At 45.3% G+C, this 22,812-nt stretch carries 18 protein-coding genes and 2 pseudogenes; all 20 read right to left on the reverse strand.

Annotated elements, in window-relative coordinates:
- Positions 1-2 precede the first annotated feature (2 nt).
- Positions 3-3,527, reverse strand: a complete 3,525-nt coding sequence (locus FKP33_RS19840; RefSeq protein WP_141336165.1) for a helicase-related protein — start codon at positions 3,525-3,527, stop codon at positions 3-5.
- Between the two features lie 454 nt (positions 3,528-3,981).
- Positions 3,982-4,137, reverse strand: a complete 156-nt coding sequence (locus tag FKP33_RS27790) for a hypothetical protein (RefSeq protein ID WP_258313497.1) — start codon at positions 4,135-4,137, stop codon at positions 3,982-3,984.
- A gap of 10 nt (positions 4,138-4,147) precedes the next feature.
- Positions 4,148-7,453, reverse strand: coding sequence for a UvrD-helicase domain-containing protein (locus tag FKP33_RS19850; RefSeq protein ID WP_141336166.1), 3,306 nt, complete (start codon positions 7,451-7,453; stop codon positions 4,148-4,150).
- On the reverse strand, positions 7,446-10,343 hold the full coding sequence (locus tag FKP33_RS19855) for a PD-(D/E)XK nuclease family protein (protein WP_141336167.1): 2,898 nt from the start codon (positions 10,341-10,343) through the stop codon (positions 7,446-7,448). The genes FKP33_RS19850 and FKP33_RS19855 overlap by 8 nt, the downstream gene beginning before the upstream one ends.
- 93 nt (positions 10,344-10,436) lie before the next feature.
- On the reverse strand, positions 10,437-10,790 hold the full coding sequence (locus tag FKP33_RS19860) for an HIRAN domain-containing protein (protein WP_141336168.1): 354 nt from the start codon (positions 10,788-10,790) through the stop codon (positions 10,437-10,439).
- Between the two features lie 607 nt (positions 10,791-11,397).
- Entirely contained in the window at positions 11,398-12,219 is an 822-nt protein-coding gene (locus FKP33_RS19865; RefSeq protein ID WP_141336169.1) for a PGN_0703 family putative restriction endonuclease, read from the reverse strand.
- 3 nt (positions 12,220-12,222) lie between these two features.
- Entirely contained in the window at positions 12,223-12,972 is a 750-nt protein-coding gene (locus FKP33_RS19870) for an SIR2 family NAD-dependent protein deacylase (protein ID WP_141336170.1), read from the reverse strand.
- A gap of 1 nt (position 12,973) precedes the next feature.
- Positions 12,974-13,669, reverse strand: coding sequence for a uracil-DNA glycosylase (locus tag FKP33_RS19875; protein ID WP_141336171.1), 696 nt, complete (start codon positions 13,667-13,669; stop codon positions 12,974-12,976).
- A 105-nt stretch (positions 13,670-13,774) separates the two neighbouring features.
- A complete protein-coding gene (locus tag FKP33_RS19880; RefSeq protein ID WP_141336172.1) occupies positions 13,775-15,022 on the reverse strand; it encodes a vWA domain-containing protein in 1,248 nt (415 codons plus the stop codon).
- A complete protein-coding gene (locus tag FKP33_RS19885) occupies positions 15,000-15,353 on the reverse strand; it encodes a sortase family protein (RefSeq protein WP_141336173.1) in 354 nt (117 codons plus the stop codon). The genes FKP33_RS19880 and FKP33_RS19885 overlap by 23 nt, the downstream gene beginning before the upstream one ends.
- A gap of 105 nt (positions 15,354-15,458) precedes the next feature.
- Entirely contained in the window at positions 15,459-16,388 is a 930-nt protein-coding gene (locus FKP33_RS19890) for an ADP-ribosylglycohydrolase family protein (protein WP_141336174.1), read from the reverse strand.
- A gap of 31 nt (positions 16,389-16,419) precedes the next feature.
- Positions 16,420-17,370: a helix-turn-helix transcriptional regulator gene (locus FKP33_RS19895; RefSeq protein WP_141336175.1), complete on the reverse strand. Its 951-nt coding sequence runs from the start codon at positions 17,368-17,370 to the stop codon at positions 16,420-16,422.
- A gap of 91 nt (positions 17,371-17,461) precedes the next feature.
- Positions 17,462-18,313, reverse strand: a complete 852-nt coding sequence (locus FKP33_RS19900; RefSeq protein ID WP_258313498.1) for a hypothetical protein — start codon at positions 18,311-18,313, stop codon at positions 17,462-17,464.
- Between the two features lie 16 nt (positions 18,314-18,329).
- Positions 18,330-18,422 (reverse strand): annotated as a pseudogene (locus FKP33_RS27990) (hypothetical protein); the annotation flags it as partial.
- A 35-nt stretch (positions 18,423-18,457) separates the two neighbouring features.
- The gene (locus tag FKP33_RS28595) at positions 18,458-18,583 is read right to left on the reverse strand and encodes a Sir2 family NAD-dependent protein deacetylase (RefSeq protein ID WP_373423928.1); all 126 of its coding nucleotides are present in this window, start codon (positions 18,581-18,583) and stop codon (positions 18,458-18,460) included.
- Between the two features lie 750 nt (positions 18,584-19,333).
- Positions 19,334-19,552, reverse strand: a pseudogene (locus tag FKP33_RS28600) (WYL domain-containing protein); the annotation flags it as partial.
- A 760-nt stretch (positions 19,553-20,312) separates the two neighbouring features.
- On the reverse strand, positions 20,313-20,681 hold the full coding sequence (locus FKP33_RS19915) for an HIRAN domain-containing protein (protein ID WP_219996679.1): 369 nt from the start codon (positions 20,679-20,681) through the stop codon (positions 20,313-20,315).
- A gap of 126 nt (positions 20,682-20,807) precedes the next feature.
- Positions 20,808-21,929, reverse strand: a complete 1,122-nt coding sequence (locus tag FKP33_RS19920) for a Fic family protein (protein ID WP_141336178.1) — start codon at positions 21,927-21,929, stop codon at positions 20,808-20,810.
- A gap of 569 nt (positions 21,930-22,498) precedes the next feature.
- Complete coding sequence (locus FKP33_RS28605) at positions 22,499-22,576, reverse strand: ribonuclease H1 domain-containing protein (RefSeq protein WP_219996680.1); 78 nt, start codon at positions 22,574-22,576, stop codon at positions 22,499-22,501.
- Positions 22,573-22,782 carry a hypothetical protein gene (locus FKP33_RS19930; protein WP_141336179.1) on the reverse strand — a complete coding sequence of 70 codons (210 nt, stop codon included), beginning with the start codon at positions 22,780-22,782 and terminating at the stop codon, positions 22,573-22,575. The genes FKP33_RS28605 and FKP33_RS19930 overlap by 4 nt, the downstream gene beginning before the upstream one ends.
- Positions 22,783-22,812: the final 30 nt, after the last annotated feature.

Genomic DNA, 22,812 nt, shown 5'->3' on the forward strand with positions numbered 1-22,812 from the left:
TATTATTCACTCACTTCATTCGTAGTTGTTACTCGTTCAGCTCTTTCTAACAGTAGGCCAATATCAAGATTTTTGCTTACTTCTGCCCAATCAGGTCTCTCCTGGAACGGGTTGCGGATATAATACGGCCCATCAACTTTATCACCATCAACGATAACAATGGCAAGGACGAACTTATCCCCTTGGTTCAGGCCATACAGCATTTCATTTCGCGTCACAGTAATCGTATCTTGTCCTTTAGCGCGGCCTTTAACCTCAATATGCCGCTCCTGTCCATATCTGGCATTACCTTGCGGAACACGGGCAGTAATATCCCATCCGCACTTGTCAGCAGAAACATCGATGACTTCATGACCTAGTTGCCTTTCCGCATCCATTACCGCTTGCATTGCCAACAACTCGATACGTTTACGGCTGGCCGCATCAACAGGAAGCTGCTGACCTCTTCTTTGAGCAAGAAGTCCTGCTGGGATAACAAGCGCTCCTCCAATAATAATTGGAGTTGCCGATATAATATGACGCTTGGCTTCCAACTCCTTATGACGCTGTTCCAAGCGGGCAGTCAAGTCATCAATAGTCCGTCGGACGTTTTCAAGCTGGACACGCGGTTGTTTTCCTGCCGCGATATCCTCCTGAAGTTTCAGATACCTATCTTGCCAATAGTTAATCTCCACGATAAGTCTTTCATGAACCGCTTTTAGCGTTCGATTAACTTCAAGTTCTCTACGTTGCTTGATTTCCTCATAGTGCGACATACCGATATGCCCAGCCGCAAAACGTGTCGCAAAGCCTTCCAAATCCCCTGTTATCCATTGACCTTGAAGGACGTCTGAAACCAAATTACGTTCTTCAGCAGATGCTTTTCTCAAATCCAAATGGGGAGCATAACCCGCAGATACAGCATTCCCTTGCTCATCTATTGATACGAACTGAATCCGACGAGATACTTCACGGGAACTGTGCTCGAAATCATTCTCTCTTACTGTATGTTCAACCATGAAGAGCATTTTAGGCGTTGTACCGTCATCACTCTCATCAATAAGAACAGTTCCTTGTTTTAGCTTCCCACGTTCCCGCTCCAGGATCAAGTCCGTTACAGCCTGCATAAGCGGATGTCCTGAATGAATAAGCGCAGCTTCTCGTTTGTCCTTTACTCGAATCAATTGCTTCTCAAAACAAACTCGTTCATACTTCGTTAATACGGGTTTTCGGTTGCGTACTCGTCCGCTGATTTGACGGTCGCGCTCACGAATCACAGCTGGAACGTGTGATATTTCATACCTCTCCCGCTCACGTTCTTTCATGTCACCACCGAGGCGTGAGAATGCCTCGCGGAAAAAAGCACGAATGAAATATGGTTGCAGCCTTCTCGCTTGTGCTTTCTCCATCTCATCCTTCACCTTATACATCTGCTCAAGCGTCATAACTTCTTCAGTTAGTGCGTTTCGATTCAATATGTCACGCAGATGCTCTGGGCTCAGCGCTCCTTCGACTTGCTGTTGCAATTGCGCTTTAACGTCTTCTCGATCACCATACCTGATGGCATCAATAAGCAATTCACGCAGGGACCGATGTTCAAACACCTTTCCCAGTATATCAAAGACACGCCCGCCAAGAGCTTCGCGTTCGATTTCCAATTTATTCAGCAATCGCTGGAACACATCGCCCTCACGCGTTTCTGCCGCAACCATGTTCCATAGGTGACAAACTTCTGTCTGGCCAATACGATGGATACGACCAAAACGCTGCTCCAAGCGGTTGGGGTTCCATGGAAGATCATAATTCACCATCAAGTTGGCATTCTGTAAGTTGACACCCTCGCCAGCAGCGTCCGTTGCAATTAAGACAAGTGTATCAGGGTCATGTCTGAACAGTTCCTGTACTTTTCTCCGATCTTCCCGCTTCACCCCACCATGAATCGTCTCGACCGCCTTTGCATTGCCAAGAAGTCCGCTAATTTTATTCTCCAGATAGTTCAACGTGTCCCGATGTTCAGTAAAGATAATCATCTTACGCCGATTGCCAGAAGCATCACGCATCATCGGTTCGTCCAGCAATAGACTGGAAAGCTCAGACCATTTCGTATCCTGATTGGACTGAACGACCTCTCGAGCTACTTGCTCCAATTGCTTAAGGGATTGAATTTCCTTCTCAAGCTCCTGTATCGTTTGCGCGGCAGTCGCTTGAGAAACAACTTCTTCTTCAAATTCTTCGTATTGAGTGTCCGTCATCTCTTCATCGGACTCATAAATATCGTCAGGAACTTCATAGGTGGTTTCCCAGGCGACTCTACCACGCTGTTGTACCTTCATTTCTTCAATACGCCGTTCCAACCGCTCCTTGCGCTTCTTCAGGGATTGGTAAATGGCTTCAGGACTAGAGGCTAGCCGACGCTGTAGGGAAGTCAAAGCGAAGCCAACTGTACCTTTGCGTTTTTTATCCTCCAACTTATCGGCCTTGTCCATCTCTTCCTTTACATAGTTCGTTACCTTAGCATAGAGTGCCGCTTCCATTTCAGACAGCTTGTAATTAACAGTAATGGCGCGTCTCTCAGGGAAGAGCTTAGTACCATCAAATTTATAAAGCTCCTCTTTGACCATGCGACGCATCAAATCGCTAACTTCAACCTGCTGTACACCGTCTCTAAATTTGCCATAGAATCGGTCTGAATCGAGCAAGGACAGGAACAACTGAAAATCTTCCTCTTTGCCGTTATGCGGGGTAGCAGTCATAAGGAGAAAATGCCTTGTTATGCTGCCTGCAAGTTTACCAAGCTTGAATCGTTTAGTTTCATTTACCTTTTGCCCATACCAGTTAGCCGACATCTTATGTGCCTCGTCTACAACAATGAGATCCCAGTGTGTCGCCTTTAGCTTTTCCTGTAACTCTTCGCTTCGACTTAGCTGATCTAGACGTACTACCATTAAGTCTCGCTCTTCAAAGGGATTTCCCGACCGACATGCCTTCTCTAGCTCACGCGTAAATAAATCAAACTCTAGATCAAACTTCTCATAAAGTTCATCCTGCCACTGTTCAACAAGACTTCCAGGCGCTATGATAAGAATACGTTTCGCATCCGCTCGTATCATAAGTTCCCGCATAAGCAGTCCTGCCATGATGGTCTTTCCTGCACCTGGGTCATCAGCAAGAACAAACCGAAGCGGTTGCCGCGGCAGCATCGATTCATATACAGCGGTAATTTGGTGTGGTAATGGTTCTACGTTGGACGTATGTACGGCCATCATAGGGTCGAAGAGATGAGCCACGTTTATCCGATATGCTTCTGCTGCCAGCTTAAATGCATCCTCATCGGCATCGAACGACCATGGACGGCCTACCTGTGCTAATGACAGATTCGTTTCATCACTTCGAAATAACATTCGTTCTTGAATAGTGCCACTCATTGATCTATAGACAACCGAAAGAGCATCTGGGCCTACTTGCTCGACCATAATGATTTTGGCAGATTCAATTGGCAATAAACCGTTGATTATGCTGTCTTTTTTTATATCTTCTAATTTTAACATGCAGTACACCTTCTTTAATTTTTAAAAAAGAACGTAATGATAGTTACAGGTCTAAGCATACCATTTCCATAAAGTAATACTCCTTAATCTCACTAAACCTCCCCAAAAAAAGGAGCCAAGCGTTGTCCGACGAAAATTCCTTTTCTAAGCTGAACGCCCGGTAGTTTCTCGGCCCTGTACAGTTCTCTCAGATTAAAACGGGTGTGGTGAATGTACAGTAGCTCATTCATATCTTCCCCATCAGTAAACCTAGTATTGGTAATTTTATGACTAATTAGTTCGTTAGTATTACAAATTCGACCTTTCGAGCAATTTCCCTCCAAAAATTAATAGCCTATTATTATACTTTATTTATTATGATGAATCCGCTTATCCATAAGTATCGCGTAAATATAGGATGGTCCTCTTAAGTGCCGAATTTTTTTAGTATTTGATAACGGAAAAAGGCTAAGGCTTATTGTTGGATATTTTTGGAAATCTGTACATTCGTCCGATCCGGAAAAATCATATTCCCCTTCACTCGATATGTAAATTCGCCGCCGCGTATTTGGTGAAATACTTCTCCTTCATGCGCTAACACATTTGCCCAAACAGTCTCGATATCAAACACGTTAGCCCTCCTAACTTATAGATACAAATCTTTGTAAACTAACAAAATACAATCCCGCTTCTTTCACCTTATAACCAAAAGTCTCTTCCCATTCCAACGCATAAGCATGCACCTGCGGCCGGTAGAAGTCAATGAATGTCTGCAAATTCTCTTCTGTTACGCTGTCAGTCTTGAAGTCAACAATAACCCAGCCATCCTCTTCCTCAAAAAGGAAGTCAATGACTCCACGAACATAGGCATACCTAATTGAACCTGTTCCATCTAATGCGGCCCCAACCTCTGACCCAGCTTCCCCAACATCGCTAAATACGCTGACTCCATCGGCATTCTTTCGAATCATCAGCGGCACCTCGAATAAGCGGCGGCGAGCGTGCAGGCTGCGCTTCCAGAGTTCGCTGGCTATTACGTTTCTTACGACCCGATTGGCTTCGCTTATGTGATCCGCAGCCATGCCTTCCTCATCTGCCAAAAAGCGTACAGTGTCCTCGAGTTCCGACTCCGACAACTCCTTGCCTAGCAGCTCAATTGTACGGTGAACGACGCTGCCAAATGCCATTCCTTTGCCTTCCGCGGACCATTCCGGAGTATCGCCGGTTGCTTTAGTCTGGCCAGTAACTGATAAAACCGCGTATGTAGGCTCACTAATCGCATCTAACCTCATTTTTCGAATTTCCACCATGTTTTTCAAATCCGGCCCCATTGTTAGCTCAGTCTTCTTCTCCGGCTTCATCGCCGGCACATCAAGCCCGCGTGCGAAATCCATACCATCCACGAGCAGCGTCCAAGGGCACTTCGCCGGCTGATCTGGATACAGGCTGATGACCAGCATCTGTTTCGGACGTGTAGCAGCGACATAAAGCAACCGATCTTTCTCAGCGTTTGAGAAAGCACGCTCTCGTTCGTTCATCTCACCCCAACCTGATGGTTGAGCGATCACTTCCGTTTTGAACTCTCCGATCGTTTTACTTATCGTAAAGTAACCTGCCGCGGGATCTGCGGAACGATCAATATATTGCGTCGCATCATGATCAGACTCCCCGCAGGGACAAGCCAAGAACACCACCGGCGCTTCAAGTCCTTTGGCTTTATGCAGATTCATAATACGGACAGCCTGGTTGCCGCCAGCGTAAAGGCTTGATGTTTCCATTCCTCGATCCGCGAGCATTTGCTCGATCAATCGACACAATTGCGCCCAGCTTGAACTCGCCAAAGGATCTCCATGTAATAGCTGCAACATTCTGACCATCGTCCCCGCACGAACAGAGCCTGCCGGCAGCGTCGACACGTATGGCAGAACACCGAGATCATCCACGATTCGACTGAACGCGGTCACCGCGCTTAACGTGCGAACCCAACCCATATATTTCTGAAGCCTTCCAAGCACCTTAACAACTGCCATGGCTTCATCACTGCATGCTTCCAACGCCGGCAAGTCAAATAACGAGAACGAAAATCCTTCCTGCTTATAGGCCCATAACTGCTTATCGCTCAATCCGAACAGCATTCCGCGCATAACTGCGAGTAGAGCCGGTTTATCGGCGGAATCCTCTAAATACCGTGCTAGCTGTAACAGTGCTAGTAACTCCTCGTAGACTGTCGTGCTGCCCGAAGTATCAGCCGGTACGCCAAACAAATCCAACTGTTCTGCGTAGAGGTGGATGAATTCCCTAGTTTTCGTCAGAATCAGAAAATCACTCGGAACCACATCTCGGCTTCCTCCATCACGATCTACAATCTGCAAATTGCCATTTGTGCACGCCCATGAGATATATTTTGCGATCTGTTCGGCATCTGTTTGTGCGACTACAGCTTTACCTCCCGGCATTTTTGGATAATTAAGAACGTAGATACCATGTGGCGTTTTACGACCGCCTTTGGGATCGTACGCTCGCGTCTCCATCGTCACGAACGCAGCCTGGTACTCCGTCTCCGAAGACGGTAACTTGCCGACAAACTGACCATTAATGAAATCCCCGATGGAACGTACAGAACGGAAATTGGCCGATAGATGTAAAACCGCACCGCACTCCTGTATGCGCGACTTGACTTCGTTATATATGGAAATATCCGCCCTACGGAAACGATAGATTGACTGCTTCGGATCCCCGACCACGAACAAGGAACCAGGACGTGGTGTAAGCCGCCGCCAGTTTTTCTCGAATACCCCACCATCAGCGCTCCCAGTGAGCAGAAACATCAGCTCAGCTTGAATCGGATCAGTATCCTGAAATTCATCGACAAGCAGCCTCTGGTATCGTTCGGCAAAATAGGCTCTTACATCACTATTTTCACGTAAAAGCTTGGCAGCTTCCATGAGTAAGTCTTGGAAATTCAGTTTTCCCGCGGCGTATCGGCGTGCCTTGTAAAAATCAAGTACAGGCCGCATGAAGCGGATCAGCTTCGGATACATATATTCACGCCATTCCTGAAGGAACGGGAAAAGTACGTTGATCTGCCAATCAGGAAAAATCTTCTTCATCTCGCCGGCATGTTCTTTGGATGTCCACCTATTCAGCGTCACGTCGAGCTTGCGGTCAAACTCCTTTGCGATCTCAAGAATTCGCATATCATCCGACAAGTCGATGTAGCGCATCTTCTGACGCGTCTGTCGAACAAGCTTCTGAACCGTGTCCCAGCCTTTCTCAGGCTCAACCGTCGGAATATATGGCGCTGCAGCATCAAGCAAAGGAATCAGTGTATCCCGAATTCCATCAAAGTTGGGCTGTTCCCGATCCTCGCAAAGAAGCCCAACATCAGTAAACAAAGACACACGGTCAAATACGTCCCGAAGTGTGTTAACATCCACACGCAGCGACAATAATTCTTCGAATTGGAACCGCGCTTCCCCATCCAGCTCAGCCATGTAATCATCCCAGCAACTCGCGCGGAATTGCTTATCGCTTTCTTCGTCAATTTCTTCAAATGAAGGGTCAAGCCCTGCCTCAATGGGACGCTCGCGCAATAGCGATCCGCAGAACGAATGTATGGTTCCGATAAAAATAAGATCAAGATTCCCCAGCGCCTCGGTCAACCGTTCGTGAACCAAAGAAGCATCCGATGCATTCCGATATGCTTTCTCCAATGCCAATCGGAATCGTTCTTTCATCTCGTCTGCAGCTTTGTTGGTGAAAGTAATGGCGGCTATTTGGCCGACGCTAACGCCGGATTCGATCAACGCCAGAAGCCTGCCAACCAAGCTGGTCGTTTTACCCGATCCAGCCCCTGCCTCAACGAGCAAAGTCGTAACTAAATCTGTAAGTATCCGCTCACGGTCAGCTTGATCTGCAGGTGCCGCTAAGACATTCGGTTCAGCCAATTCTCTCCACCTCCAGCAGCGTGCTTAGAATATCAGCATTTACAGACGAATCGCGTTTGCCCGCCATCCACTCCGAATGAGATCCACACACGGCTTGGTAATCACACCACCCACATGTCCTCGAATCCTTAGCCGGGACATAGATCCCTCTATTCCGAGATTCCAGCAACTTTGCAATGATGGCAGCCAGCTCTTCTCTCCGGTTCTGAGTACGTCTTACATTCTCGCCACGCCCACGCTCCGTTGGAAAATAGTATTCCGCCTCAGTAACCTTGGCTTCGGGGTCCATCCCCGTTTCGCGAAGCCACTGCTCTACAGCAATTGAATATAAAGCATGCTGAAGCTGTGTTCCGCCGCTGAAATATTCTGAAGCCTTGTACTTACTTGTGCTACCCGTTTTATAATCGATAATTCGGTACTCGTGAGGTCCAATCCGATCGACCCGGTCGACGAAACCTTTCAGCTTAAAACGAATGCCGCCGGACAAATGAATCTCCATGGGCTCTCCATCGTGCGTCGTCAACTCCAATTCGAAGAAGCATGGTTGATTCATTTTGCCGACTTCATTGAAATAAAAGATTTCCACATCACGCCGGATTTCCTCACATTCCTTGGCGAATACATGCATATTAGGAGCAGGGATGGATAGCGCGTTCTCCCTGATCACCGTTTCCATAATTTCAACCAATCGGCCTCTGTCATGCATTACCGGTTTCGTACCCTTGTCAGTGGCGTCCTCTAAATACCTTCTGAAAACGTCATGTAGCAAGGAGCCTCTTTCGCTTGCTTGCAGCCAGCGGGTCCGATCGAACTCTACGATTTCCTTCGGACGAAGCTTCAAGACGTAGTAAAAATAGTATTGTAACCCGCAGCTCGCATATCTCTCTAACTGACTTACACTAATTGTATCGCGGCGTTGAACCTCTTCTGAGTCATTAGAAATTGTGGAAGGGTCGATTTCGAGCCAACCATCATAAGCTGAGAGCTTCTCATCCAGACGGAAAGTTTGAGCTTGGTAACCCGCAGCAAGAGCAGGATATGTTTGGAGATTAGCCTTCCATCCATCCTTGCGTTTGCCGCTTGGTCCCTGCAGCAGTCGGGTCCACGCATCGATTCCATCAAACGGAGCAGATAACTCGGCTGCATGCATGATATCCATTACACTGTAAGGTTCACCTAGTGAATGCTCTAATGCTCCAAAATCTAATGACGAATCTTCTGACTGCAACCGCAGAACTTGAAGCATTTCAAAAGCGGGACCTTGGCTCTTTTGCTCTCCTGTATCATAAGAAGAATAGCTTAACCATATCTCCCCCCGAATTTGCGACAGTCGGGACTCACGTTCGTTCCTGACATTCCGTGCATGTTCATGAGTAGGCTCCAAGTGCTTAGACAGCGTAATACGTTCTTGATCCAAGAGAACAGGGTCTTGCACAGCAGATACACTCCAAGTTCTCTCATCCATACCCACGATCCAAGTCCGCTCTCTCCCGCTCCATCCACCGTTTTGTAAAGAGCTTATATGAATCGCACCCGGTTTCGGTGCTGCCGTGACGCGAATACGAATTACAGCTAACATCTCTTTCACGTATTGGACGACCAAATCCATCTGCATAGGTTCGGATGAACTTGCTGAGTAACGTTTAGTCATCTCCTTCAACGCTGCCCCTACGTTTGCATCATCCAGTGACCGTGCTGGCGCATATTTCTGAATAAAATCCGACACCCACCCTAACAGTAAAAGCGGATTCCATTCATTGCCTTCGGGCAGCCGATCAAACCAATCTTTCACGTAAGTAAATAAAGCACTGCCTTGCTCCCGATCTTCCTCGCTCAGTCTTTCTGGACGAAGCATAGCAAGATACCTTGCCTTTCCCCAACCAATACCGGACTTCTCCAGCAAGCGAACCCAATCGGCCCGAGACCAACGTTCATCTGACAACGAAATATAGCCATGTCGCAGCATTTCCGCAAGCCTGTTTACCGGGAAGCCTTCTGCAATCCAATCAAGTATACCTACAGCCGCTTTTCCGGCAGCACAAAATATAAGTGGCAGCCCGTTCGAGAGCGTATATTCGACGCCCAGCGCTTCGGCATGCGAGTGAATAATGGGTGCATAGTGCTCATAATCAGACACAATGATTTCCATCCGATCAAGAGCCGCGGGGTCCGATAGTATTCTTCGAAATCCCTCTCTGACTTCCGCTAAACTTCCGGTGGCGCGAAACATAGTGAATCTATTTGTTGAAAAATCTTCGTTTATATAAAAAGGAGCATCTGAATCAAGGAAGCAGAGACGATCACCCGACAGCTTGTGGATCATGTTCTGCTCCACCCACGTCCACCCTGTTGGCGTAAGCGCCAGATAGACGGTATCGTCCGCTCCTGGTTTCAAGTATTCAGCCAATCCGGCAACATCCGTCCGGCCATTTTCCCGCAGATACGTTTCATATGCTGCGAGCAATCGTTTCAAATATTCGCCTTTATGCAGATTCGTGAAATGCTCCGCTTTCACTTCCTCAGAACAAACACCTGCCAAGCGCATATCAGATATGGCACGATTCACTTTATTCACTATACCGGGCTTCAACATGGACTCGGTTATATAACTCTTCGGATTCTCCTCGGCCAACTGCTTCATCAGCTGACGGACAATCCAAACAGCCTGCTCCTCATCGAGCAAACTGATTTTTCTGCGAAACAGCTCTGACTTCGCACTTGCAATCACAATTCCGCGAAGAGTCTGCACTTCTACGTTAAAGATAGCTCCGTAGCGCTTACATATCTGCTCGAGCAGTTGATGTCCTTGCGCATACGATCTGGCCAACAACACTTTCGGAGTCAAAGTAGCCTCGTTGATTTTCTGATACAACCGATCGATCAGATCCATGTTAAAGCCTCCTTACGAATAATCCAATATACCTAAATTCTCTAAAATACACCCCTTTCCTTCCACTAACCGGAAATGGAGGAGGGATTCGGTCTATCTTAATGGGAATGAAATATTCTCCATCAGGTTGATGATATAACCTTCCTCAATATTAGGCGTAAGTTCGACAATAACTGTATCCTTAATCACAAAACGAACGATGCCGCTGACTCGGTGCTCAAATGAATCATAAATACGACCCGCACTTCTACATCCTTTGGGTACTGTATGTGTACTGTTAGCCACATAACCGATTTTGCCGATTGGAGGAATCTCAGCCTTGATAGCTTCCTGATCGTATGGATTATCCGGATCCTTAAGAAGATGTGCGAGTTGCCCTGGTTTCAAGAAACTCGTTCCATAATAATGAGCCATGCCCGTTATCGCGACATAAACTGGAGATTCCATATGCACACACCTCTTTGCCTAAGACTATCCTTATTTTAAAACTACGTGTGGGCAGCAGGATGTCAGCGAATATACGTTCTAAAGAAAAATACCTCGCAAGCAATTCCGCGAGGTACTTCAATTCATTATGCTCTATAGTGTTGTCAAGCGCGAAAGGGCATCTGCGATTAATACGTAAATGTAAACCGTATTTACCGATTTGCGTATGGCTTCGTGACTTACAGAGGTCCCTTTAAGCCGTAAATGATAATAAGGAAATATCCTTTCAAATTCTTCAAACGTAATCGTCCTGGGTATTTTCAAAGTGGAACTTGGTGCGTTATCCTTTGCCTGACTGATAATAACTGTACTTCCATCAGTACTGACTCGAAACCATAATGGTGCCCTTTTGTTTTGTGGGACAGTATGTATTTCAAAAGATTGGCTTTTAGCACGTTCGATAATTCGATTCACGTATCAACTACATGCATGGTCTCTACCCCCAACATTTTTCAGCAATTGTTTATTTCTCTAACTTTCAGGACTCCTCCTCCTTCATGGAAAAAACTGTGACGCCAATGTTTGTTCGAAGTTAAAAAGAAAAACTCGCAAGTAGAGCCAGCGAGTATCAGTCAAAAATATATTTATTTGCAAACTGAGTATAATGCTCATTAAATCTGTCGTATGATTTCGTGAGTTCCAGTTTCTTTAGAATTTCAGACAGCATCCATTCCCAGGTCAAAAATCGGATTTTATTGTGTAAATGTGGATCGACAATTTCGTTTATGACAATGTCAAACTCATTGCGAAGCTTCGTATTTGCTTCAGGGCAAATCACAATAAGCAGATCATTCCGATTGGCATCAACATAGGAGATATTGCGTAATAATTGATAATTTGAAATGAGGGCTGAATACGTATCTACATCTCGCCTTATTTTGCCTTCTAGAGTGTATTGATAAATTTCCTTGTATTTTTTGCGATATTTCGGAAGATCGGATACTTTTCCGAACCCGGCCTCCGTAAATTTGATTTCAAAAAAGATTTTCCTTCCTGTGTTCAATTCGATGTAGAAATCAAAATTCGTGGCCTCCCTCTGAGAAACGATTTTCTCAAATTTGACCGTTACTGCTTCTTCCTGGTTCAATTCCAAAAGTTCGAGCAGCAAATCGATTCGATTTTCTTTCAGCATGGGGAAAAAGAAATTCAGGCAGGCTGCTTGAGACGAATTCAAGTGATGAAAATCTTGATGTAAATGAATATTTCTGGCATGAATGTAGTCTGAGAGTTCCTTGCGGTAAAAAGATAAGAGGTTCAGATCTTTCATCTCTTCAGGCAAAATGTGTGCATAGGACCGATTGTTCTTTTTCCACAGCCCGGATTCAAGGATAAAGAGGGAATTTTCCTTATATAACGTTAAATGACGCTTTGCTCTTTCCTGAAAACTCAAGTGCTACCTCTTTTCATTATTAAGGGTATGCGTACTCTTTATCGCCTCTTCTACTGCCGGAAGCACCTCAACTGCCCGGCCAGCAATGAACAAATTAAACCGGTCCTCCTCGCCCGTTTCCTCCACATTGATAAGTACGGTGCGTCCCGATGTCATGCGAGGAAGCTGATTGGCCGGGTAGACTTGGAGACTGGTCCCGATAACGATCACAAGCTCAGCTTTGCGGACGGCTTCCAACGATCGGGCCCATTCCTCCTCAGGCATCGACTCTCCGAATAAAACGACATTCGGCCGCAATTTTTCTCCGCATTCCGAACAATGCTCCCCCAACATAAACTGTTCCTTGGAAGCATGCCGCTGGCAATTGTGACAACGAAAAGACCGAATAGAACCATGCAATTCCCTGACGTGACGACTCCCGGACGCTTGATGCAGTCCGTCGACGTTTTGAGTGGCTAACAGTTGCAAACTGCCTTCTTTCTCCCATCGTGAGAGGACTCGATGTCCTTCGTGCGGGGTTATGCCGTCAAGATGTTGAATCCGAGCCTGGTAGAAAGATCGGAACAAATCATAATTCGTTTTCAGTGCCTCCACTGTCGCAACGGTTCGCGGATCGATTTTCTTCCACCATCCTTGAGGCGAGCGGAAGTCCGGAACCCCGGAATCCACGGAGCAGCCAGCGCCGGTAAGGATAACGGTGTATTTTGAGTTTAAGATGAAGTCGGCAAGTTTTTGTATTTTCAGGTCACCCATTTTAACATCTCCCCCCACCATCAGGCAAAGCTTGGACTGTTTCCCTCAAGATTTGTTGGAGCTTATCTTCCGTCATTCTCTTTTCTTTATTCTCCTTCGAGATCGGGGAGATGAAATTGAGTCTTGATGGGTGGTAGCTCACCTTGATTTTGGGCAATCCGTTACCCATTTGATATAAGGCTCCATGCTCCCAGATAACATGATTCGTCGCGATTCCGTGATTCGAAAAATAATATTTCACTTCTTTTAAAGCTAGTTCTCCGAATACCAGAATCACCTTTACGTTCGATAAAAGCTCGAGTTCATGCATAAAGAAGCTCCTGCAATTGCGAATTTCAATTAGCGATGGTCTATTCTTAGGTGGAGCACATTTGACGATGTTCGTTAAATAAACGTTATTCAGCTTCATACCGTCCCGATTATCGATCGATGATACTTGGTTGCAAAGACTGGCATGATATAAGGCTGCAAATAACATATCTCCTGAAAAATCTCCAGTAAAAGGGCGGCCGGTACGGTTGGCGCCATGCGCACCTGGCGCAAGACCCACGATCAGGATCTCGGCATTCGCATCTCCGAATCCAGGTACACCCCTTGACCAATAATTGCCATTTGGTCCGACGGTTATACGATGTAAGACCAAACGATCACACTTCAGGCAATTGGCGATTTGCTGATTGACTTGAGTCTGATTCATGAGCAGCACCCACTCTAATGAATAGTTTTGTAATTAATTTCAACAAAAGAAAGTCCCACACCTTCATATTATTTGAAGATTGGGACCACAATTGGGACGAATTCTCTACTTTCTCTTCATCCGGCGATACTTTTCTTGATGCAGCTCCTTACGCTTCTTGCTGGAATACTCGAAATTCTCCAACTGACTGTACAGCTTCGCCGACTCCTCGGCCATGATCGGGCTGTTCGTGGCGACAGACATTTGGAGCATTTGATCCGCCTGGGCTTTCAGCAGTTTCTGGCCATGTTCCATATCCCCTTGATCGAACGCCGCCATGGCTTCTTCAATGACCTTCGCAGATTTGGTCAGCTCAACCTGCTGTACCACTTCGGGGTTTCCGGGCACGTTTAGCAAATTGATATCCGACGTGAAAGTAGCCTTTACATCAATGGTGATGCTGCAAGCTACAGCATTCTCCGTGACATCAACGTACTCCCAGGTTAATTGGAGCACATTATGTTCACCCTCCGTATGAGGATGAAAAGCCAATTCTACGAGAACGGACTTCACTTCATCCTGATAAAGGTCGCCGGCGTGGATAACGGGATGCCCTTCTTGATCATCCACCGGATACCCATAAAGTCCGACAATTTGTGTTCCATCCGATGGAATCAGCCTAAGCTTGACATTCTGAGCGACTACGGAAAGCAACCCCTGCAACTCTTGTTGAAAAATCGAAGGAATGTCATCCGCCTTATCAATATAGTAGAAGTTTCCGCCGCCATGCTCCGCAATGCCTTCCATCAATTCTTCGTCAAAACCGTCGCCGACACCCATTGTACTGATCCCGACACCGGAAGAACAGTATTCCTTTGCAATTGCGCACAGCTTTTCGCGATCCGTGATCCCTTCGTTGGCATGACCATCGGACAGGACAATCACACGGTTCACCATGCCTTCGGCCTTATTTTTCCGGACATGCTGCGCACCTTCGATCAAGCCTCCGCTGAGATTCGTTGTTCCACCAGCTTCGATTGTATCGATGCGCTGCTTGACCAGATCCTTATGCGTCACTTTTGCATGCGGGAAAACGGTTCTGACATGGTCATCAAATACGACAAGGCTGAGTAAATCATTGACATTCATCTGTTCTGCGACGAACCGACACGCCTTTTTGCTGTACATCAGCGGTTCTCCGGACATGGAACCGCTGCGGTCCAATACCAGTGAAAGATTGATCGGAGCACGGTCTTTGGCGTCTTTCGGCTTTCCAACCCCATGAACTTCGATGAGGAGATAAATCTTCTCCGCTCCCCCAGTCGGCAAAAACGGCTTACTCCATGAATGGTTAAACAACACAGGTTGATTCATCTTGCATCTCCTTCCTTCGAATAGATTTCATTAACTTCTTTGCCGCGCGGCTGTTTTTGGCAGTTACATAATTCGCCCATTTATGAAGACTGATATATTCCAGAATTCCAAGGCACGTGATTAAAGTAATGGTATCTGTTCTTTCATTTCGCTCATAACGCCAATAGGTCTGATCGAAGTAGACGGCAGGTTTCCCTTTCCATTCCAAAAAACAGAGATCTTTTCTCGATACCTTCCGCAATCGATTTTGAAAATGATAGAAGTCGTCCTGACATGTCGCCGCTCTTTCACGATAACGTTCGAAAGCGTGTTTCGTTATGATGAGCTTCATTTGAACTATGCCCTCCTTCGTATCGTCCTCGTACCTCTATCTTAAACTTTCTCTTGGGCACCTGTTTCTCAGCGAATATATGTTCGCAAAAAGAAACCCCGCTTCTTAGCGAAGCGAGGCTGCTCTATGGTATAAACTTTCAGCAAAACCTACAATCAATGTCTTCATGGCCAACTTGTTCCGCCATTTTTCCGGAATGCCGTCCACACCGTAATACGCTCCGGCAATTTGACCATAAACAGCTCCTGTGGTATCCGCATCATCGCCCAGATTTACGGCCATCAAAGCTCCTTGTTCAAAATCATCCGATTTATAAAATGCCCATAACGCGGCCTCAAGCGACTTCACCACATATCCCGAACCTTGAATATCCGGGGGTTCTTTCTCTTTGTACGATCCCGCCAAGATATCGGCAACCCGTGGCGCCAAAGGTTTCTGATTCAGCCACTCATCAAATGCTGATGGCTCGAGCATTTTTTCTCTGGGCCAACCATGTAACCCTGCCAATATATATGAGGCCATCAATCGGCAAGCATCCACACATTCTTCGCCCGCATGCGTCGTTTTTGAGCTTAATGCCGAATAATGAATGGCCTGCTTCGGATCTGCCGCGTAGTATAACGGGATGGGACATAGCCTCATGATGGATCCGTTACCGGCCGCATTTGGATTTGTCGATCCGCAATACCCCTCACCTGTTCTCCGGAATAGGTTGATTGACTCCGCTGTCGCATTACCAATATCAAAACACTTTCCCGTGCTGCTCAAATACCCTTCATATCGCCATTTTGCGTAACGTCTCATTTGATCGACAGGATCGAATCCGCCTGATTCAATTAAACTCTCTGCCAAACAGAGCGCCATCGAAGTATCATCTGTCCATTCTCCCGCCTGAAGTTGGAAGACTCCTCCGCCCACCATGTCTTCAACTGGCTTGAATTTCCCCGGCGTGGAAAATTCAACGGTGGTTCCAAGTGCGTCGCCGACGGCTAAACCAACCAGGCTTCCCATGAATCGCTCAAATTGCAGTTGCAATCGATAAGCCTCCTTTGGGAGCAATTTACTTCTATTGATACATCATGAACCACTGCGATAACTGCTGTTTTAACGATTCCCGGACTGTTTTGGGCTCCAGGATTTCCGCCGACGGACCATACTGAAGGATCCATCTCAAAAACTCTTTTTCATTGTTAACAGTCACTTCAAAAATGAGGCTGCCGTCCTTCTGATCCTTCATTCGCGGGTGTACGAACAGTTCTTCTTCCTTAATGTAACGGGCGACTTCAGCATCGAACCGAACTTTGAAAGTGACATTCTTATCCCCACGATCGATGGACCACGTGTTCTTCAAGTATTTTTTGATATTGAAATCGCCTTTGTCGAACTGCTGTCCGGTAAGCTCCACCTGCTGAAAACGGCTGATCCGAAAGGTCCGAATGTCCTGCTTTAAGTGACAATAGCCGATCAAATAAAACCGTTGATCGCGTGGGACAAGATAATACGGATCGATTTTGCGCTCCGTCGTTTCATTACGGTATTGAGTATGGTAGACAACGTCGATTGTTTTATGCTCCAAGATTGCTTGAATGATTGGCTGCAGAAAATTTGGACTTTCTTTACGGTACGCGGGTGTGCCCATCTGAATGACACCGACGATATCCTCAATAATGTTATTTTGGCGCGACTTCTCCTTAAAATGAGTGCCCATTACCTTATCATAGGCCGTATCGAAACCTGGGGGCAGCTTGTCCTTGTCCAGCATGGAAGGGAGCAAAGAAAACACGAGAGCTTCCTGTTCGGTAAAGTTAAGAGGATACAGGAAGAACTTGCCCATAAACCGATATCCGGTGCCTCTGCCCTCTCTGGAAACCGGGGCAATGAGTTCGAGAATATCCATATCTCTATAAATAGTACGAATGTTTACATCGCATTTGAAAGCAAGATCTTTTGCCGAGATTCCAGGGTTTGCTTGTATTGCATTAATAATATTGAAAATGCGAATGACTTTATCGATCATGACAATCCCCTCTGTTTCCCATAATAGGTAACATCCAAGAATCCCTTTTATGGATTTTTTCTCTGATATCGCAGAATCACTGCTTCTTGTTTTACTGTTTATTTAATCGGATAACGAGCTTATTGATGATCTCTTCACCCAAATGAGCTTTTCGAACCCAATTCACCGGATGAGCTGGCCAGTCTTGAATTTTAGCACACACGATTTTTTCTTGAAATGGCTTCAAGCGAGCTTCCAATGATCGAACTTCTTGCTCAAATTTATCCTTTAGGAAACCTATCATTACGATCGGAGATTCTTCCATACAGCTGTCTTCAAATGGCTCCGAGAGAAAATCCCCTTCATTCTCTTCAACGTGGTTCTTGACCTCATCATGGTAATGTTCGACATTTTCACCCTTCGGACAAACGATATTGGAAGTATTGAATATCCGTACATACCCTTCTGGCTTACTATATCCAATGCGATCATACGCCCTTTGAATCGCCCAAATGACGTTTCGCATAGTGGGATCTGGATATCCCCATCCTTTCAGCTCAGTCTCTTCGCCTATTCCGCTAACGAAATCGCCCCAACTATCCAACCTATCAAAACCGTAGGAACCCGGATTCGTCATAAAGACGGTTGCTATTAATTTTTCTGTGTTATCAAACTTAATCTTGGTTTGATCTCGAACCAGATAGCATTTTCCATTTACATCTTTAACAAATTCTCCATGACTATCCCTAATTCTTCTCATTCTTCCGTAAACTTTCTGAGGATACAATCTTGCCATGACGCTCCCTTCCTTCTTATCCGTTGGAAACATACTCCAACCAGTTATCCAAAGCAACCAATGTTTCTTCTGCTCTGCCTTTGATAAATAGATCGAACTGATCTTCCATTCCCGTCTGATCTGCATTGATAATGCCATGCAATTCTTGAACATTTCGGCTGCCTGCATTTTGGTGAAGGCCATCTACATTTTGACTGGCAATTTGTTTAATTTTTCCTTGCCTCTCCCACTTTACCAGTACTTCATGTCTTTTATGTGGTTTTGACTGTGTGGAGATTTAATCCTTGCCGAATAAAAGTCATGGAATAACTCTTAGTTTGGCTCATAGGCCTCTACAGTTGCTACGGTTCTTGGGTCTATATGTCTCCACCAACCCGTTGAAGATCTAAAATCTGGAACACCCGAGTCTACGGAGCAACCGGCTCCAGAAATGATCACGATGTGCCGCGCATGCCGAATAAAATCGGTTCCTTGGCATAAAGGGTTCTTATCCGTCAAAAAGTACCTCTATTTTTCATATGCATATTCCTGAGAAGCGGATTCATTCGTCCGTACATCAAACTTCCAACCGCCATTGATGCGTTCTCCGTATATCGAAAACGATCATCCTTCGCCAGCTGCAGAAAGGATGGTCTCTTTCATCTGGTTCTCCCCATACATGATTGGTCAGTTAGTCAAGCAGTACTTGAGGAAGTTTGCTACTGCCACACGATTCGAATTTGACACTCCCATCTGCTTGGATCCAAGCCAAATAAACATGTAAACAGTCCAGTGCACGGGTTATTTTATCAACTCGTTCGCGAATTCGAAGAATATCAGGATTTGTCAGGAAGTAGTAATGGTTGGATTTGACTTGCTGCATGTATTTCATGATAGCACAAACTTGCTCGGACAAATGAATGGAGAGCTGAGACGAATCAAAAACTGTAAGCGCATCATGATGATTGGCATGATTGCCGCGCAATTCAAAATTAAAGATCGATTCTTGCTTACTGGCTACCAGATCCGGCTCGTTCTTTCCTTTCGTTGAATAATGTTAAAGCCTTTGCTCAACAAATATGTTTCTAAACTAAACTGACACTCGTTCTTACTCACGACAAAAGGATCGGGTGTTTTTAACTTGTTTTGAGAATCCGGCATAGCAGCTCCACCTTTCTGTTTTGTATGTATACGCAAAGAAGCGAATGCCTACCCCGAAACGATCAATCGTTTTTTACGGAAGTGAAATTCTACGGAATGAAGTATGCCTGGATACATCGAGAATGAACCCTGCATATGTTGATGCACATCAAATGGCATAGGGGAATAGTTCTCCTGTGTCATATTGGTATTCTTCATACGATCCACTCGAAAATGCTTGATTTTATCTTCATCTTCTTGATGAGCGATTAGATAATAAAAATCTTGATGCCATACTAAAGCCTAAGGAATGACAGTATATAATTTTCCTTCATGGATGAGTTGAAAATGAATCTCGTCATTGAATAGGCCGTATTGAAATTGTACTTTGCGTTTGAGTACAATAGCTTGGTGCAAAGTGTGAATGTAGATTTGTCGATTTTCAGTTTTTATTGCTTCAGAAATCAATAATTCGTGATTCATTTGTTTTTGATGATGTATGCTAGTTAACGATTTGAGTTTTTGAATCATTTGTTTTGTCTTGAAACGTAATGGATCTCGATGCTGATATAGCATCAATAAGAAGTCTTAATTCATGGGGCTCGAGTAAATGATGTTGGAAGGAATATGTAGTAGATCGTCCTTTCTGTGGGAACTCTTGAATGTCTATCCCATAGTTTGGAGGGATGTAATTAAATTCTTCACCGTGTTAATGGAAATGCTTTGTTCATTTCCGAAATGACAATCGCAGGCGTTCTTAATATCCTTTACCGTTACGAAATGTTCCTCATCCGAATGTAATTTGAAGAAGTGTAGAATAAAAAGGACTCGAGGGATGTTCAAATTTCTGACACTGCCAGCCCCTGCTTCCATTTAATGTTAGTTCCTTAATACTTCGGGCACGGGAAGTAAATTCCCTTCATCAAAATAAAAAGAACACGATCTGCGATGACGATAAAAAAGTCGTATCACTTTATCCGTCATGTTATAGCTCCCATCGTGGTATTTGAATGTAAATCCTTATCATAATTGGGATTCTACGTTTTACCTAGTTCTTCCTTCCTAAACAAGGAGAAAACGCAACGTCCTCTGTCGTTTTGATTATGTACATTTCCTCTATGCCCGGCGTAAGTTCAACAATGGCTGTATCCTTCACGACAAATCGCACCATACCGCAAACATGCTGTTCAAACCTATCATAAATCCGGCCGGCACTGCGGCATCCTTTTGGTACGGTATGCGGACTGTTGGCGACATAACCGATTTTGCCCAATGGGATCATATCCACCTTTATTGCTTCATGGTCATGCGGATTATCCGGGTCTTTGATCAAGTGAACGATCTGACCCGGCTTTAAAAAAGCTGCTCCGTAGTAATGCTCCGTGCCAGTGATGGCGATATAGATCGGTTGATCCACTGTACTCACTCCCGTATGTCTTTCCTCCATTATGACGGATCGCAGCGACCATAGATTGTCAGCGAATGTATGTTCTACACATAAAAAAGCACTGCGGAATCTCAACTTGAGATCGCAGTGCTGCATTCATTTTAGAAAATGAGCGTACTTATCCGGGGCATTCCGAATGTCTTGAGCCAGTTTCTCGTATTCCGCGGATAATTTGACCGAACGAACCCTTTTGGCGTCTTGGTCGCGCGGCTCAATGAATCCTTCTTCTCTCCAATGACTAACCTTTTCCCTTATTGAACGATCCGATAAGCGCAGCAGGTCCCTCATTTCACTTGTCGTTAAGGTGTCTTGTTTAAAGGTTAATTGAGCGAACACCATTCTTTGCTGGGGATCTAACTTGCGAATCAAATCCGGTTCGATTTTGGTCATTTGAGCAGATTTCTCTGTTACTATGGCAGCGGCTTCTTGAAAAACCTCCGCCAAACCATCAATAAAGAATTCCAGCCAGGGCGTTAAGTCTGCCTCATTCCGCCCAAAATAATAGTTGTGATGGAGACCCAACTGGAGTCGGCGATAATATTCAGCTAAGTTGCGGTCGTAGAAATTCTCTAGTACGAATAAACCCTTCAGTCCATGACCACCGCGGCGTAAAAGGTACGTCGTAATCATCCGGGCCGTTCGGCCATTCCCGTCCAAATACGGATGAATCGTTAGAAACTGCCACATGAATATCCCAGCCTTGATAGGAACCGGAACCGAATAGGTTTCCGGAGAGTTCACCCAGGCTACCAGATCCTCCATTAATACCGGAACATCTTTCCATTCTGGCGGCAAATAATAACCGGAAGCATTACGACTTCCTACTTGATTTTGTTCTTCTCGATACTCGCTAATACGCGGTCTTCGTCCGTGCGATATTCGGATAATGGCATGCAGCTTTTTAATAAATTCCTCTGTGACCGGGAGCTGCCTTTTTTCGGCTTCATCCAGGTATTCCAAAGCTTTCATTAAGTTATAAACTTCCTGCTCTTCATTGTCATCGCTGGTTTGGTACAAGACTTTTCGCTTCGTCGCTTCGTCAAGCGTGTTTCCTTCAATTTTCGTTGAAAGAATGACCGTCTTTTCCATCGATTCTTTCTTAAGCAAATCCAGAATAGATGCGGGCAATGGAAGCAAATCCACTACAACACTGGCGCGTTGTATATCCATTAGTCTGCGGGCAATGGCGTCCGTTATTGAATATTTGGGTGTGAACATAACATCACCTTCCTCAATAACATTATAACATTGCCGCTATTTTGCCGCAAAGTCATTATTTGATTGAGCCATGCCACTTTTATTGGTTACTGTTTTTTCTCTAAGGATTAAATCGATCCATTCCTTATGTTCACGCCAACCAGACACGGATGCCCTGGTATGAAGCTTTTTTACCCATTCGGTTTCTGAACGCAGGGAATCTGCTTTTGTTGGCTGTATATCAACGATCTGGAATTCCGGTTCGAGGCCATCCTTCGGGATACTTGCAATCCACTTTTTATAGGCTCTATGTTTGTAAGAATCACGTAAATGGCTGATTTGCGATGTTCCATATCATGGGTTTGTCCAACATAAAAGGGCATCTGTGTTCGAGGATCAATAATTAAATAGGTGTAATAAGGCCCTTGTTCTTCCTCTGCCTCAATAGACTGAAACTCAATGGAAATCTCTAATTGTTCAAAATGATAGTTGGGAGATTGTGTTTCTGGGGACATCTGCCTCCACCAAATTTCTGCCAGTTCTAACGTTGAGAACGATTTATAGACAACCCCTTTATATCCTTCAACGTTTTATTTGGCTCCTCCATCCCATTTGTTATATATTCCTGGGTTTTCACCCTTTACTACGACGTAGAATTTACTTTTCATGGAGTTTCCTCCCCACTGGTCATTGTTCCAGGTCTCTTCGACTTTTTCTCAAGTAGGGCGCGGTTGAACTCCTCATCGGTAATTTCTTCATTAAGCCGCTTCCATATGAGTTCTTTTTCTTCGTCATTCAGTTCAGCATCTTCGTAGGACCAGGACGCATTCGTCCTCCTAAAGATCTTCTCAAATTCTTCCCGCGATATTTTCATAGGTCTCGATTCCCGTTTCGATAGGTTTAA

The sequence above is a fragment of the Paenibacillus sp. tmac-D7 genome, from assembly GCF_006519665.1.
Taxonomy (GTDB): domain Bacteria; phylum Bacillota; class Bacilli; order Paenibacillales; family NBRC-103111; genus Paenibacillus_G; species Paenibacillus_G validus.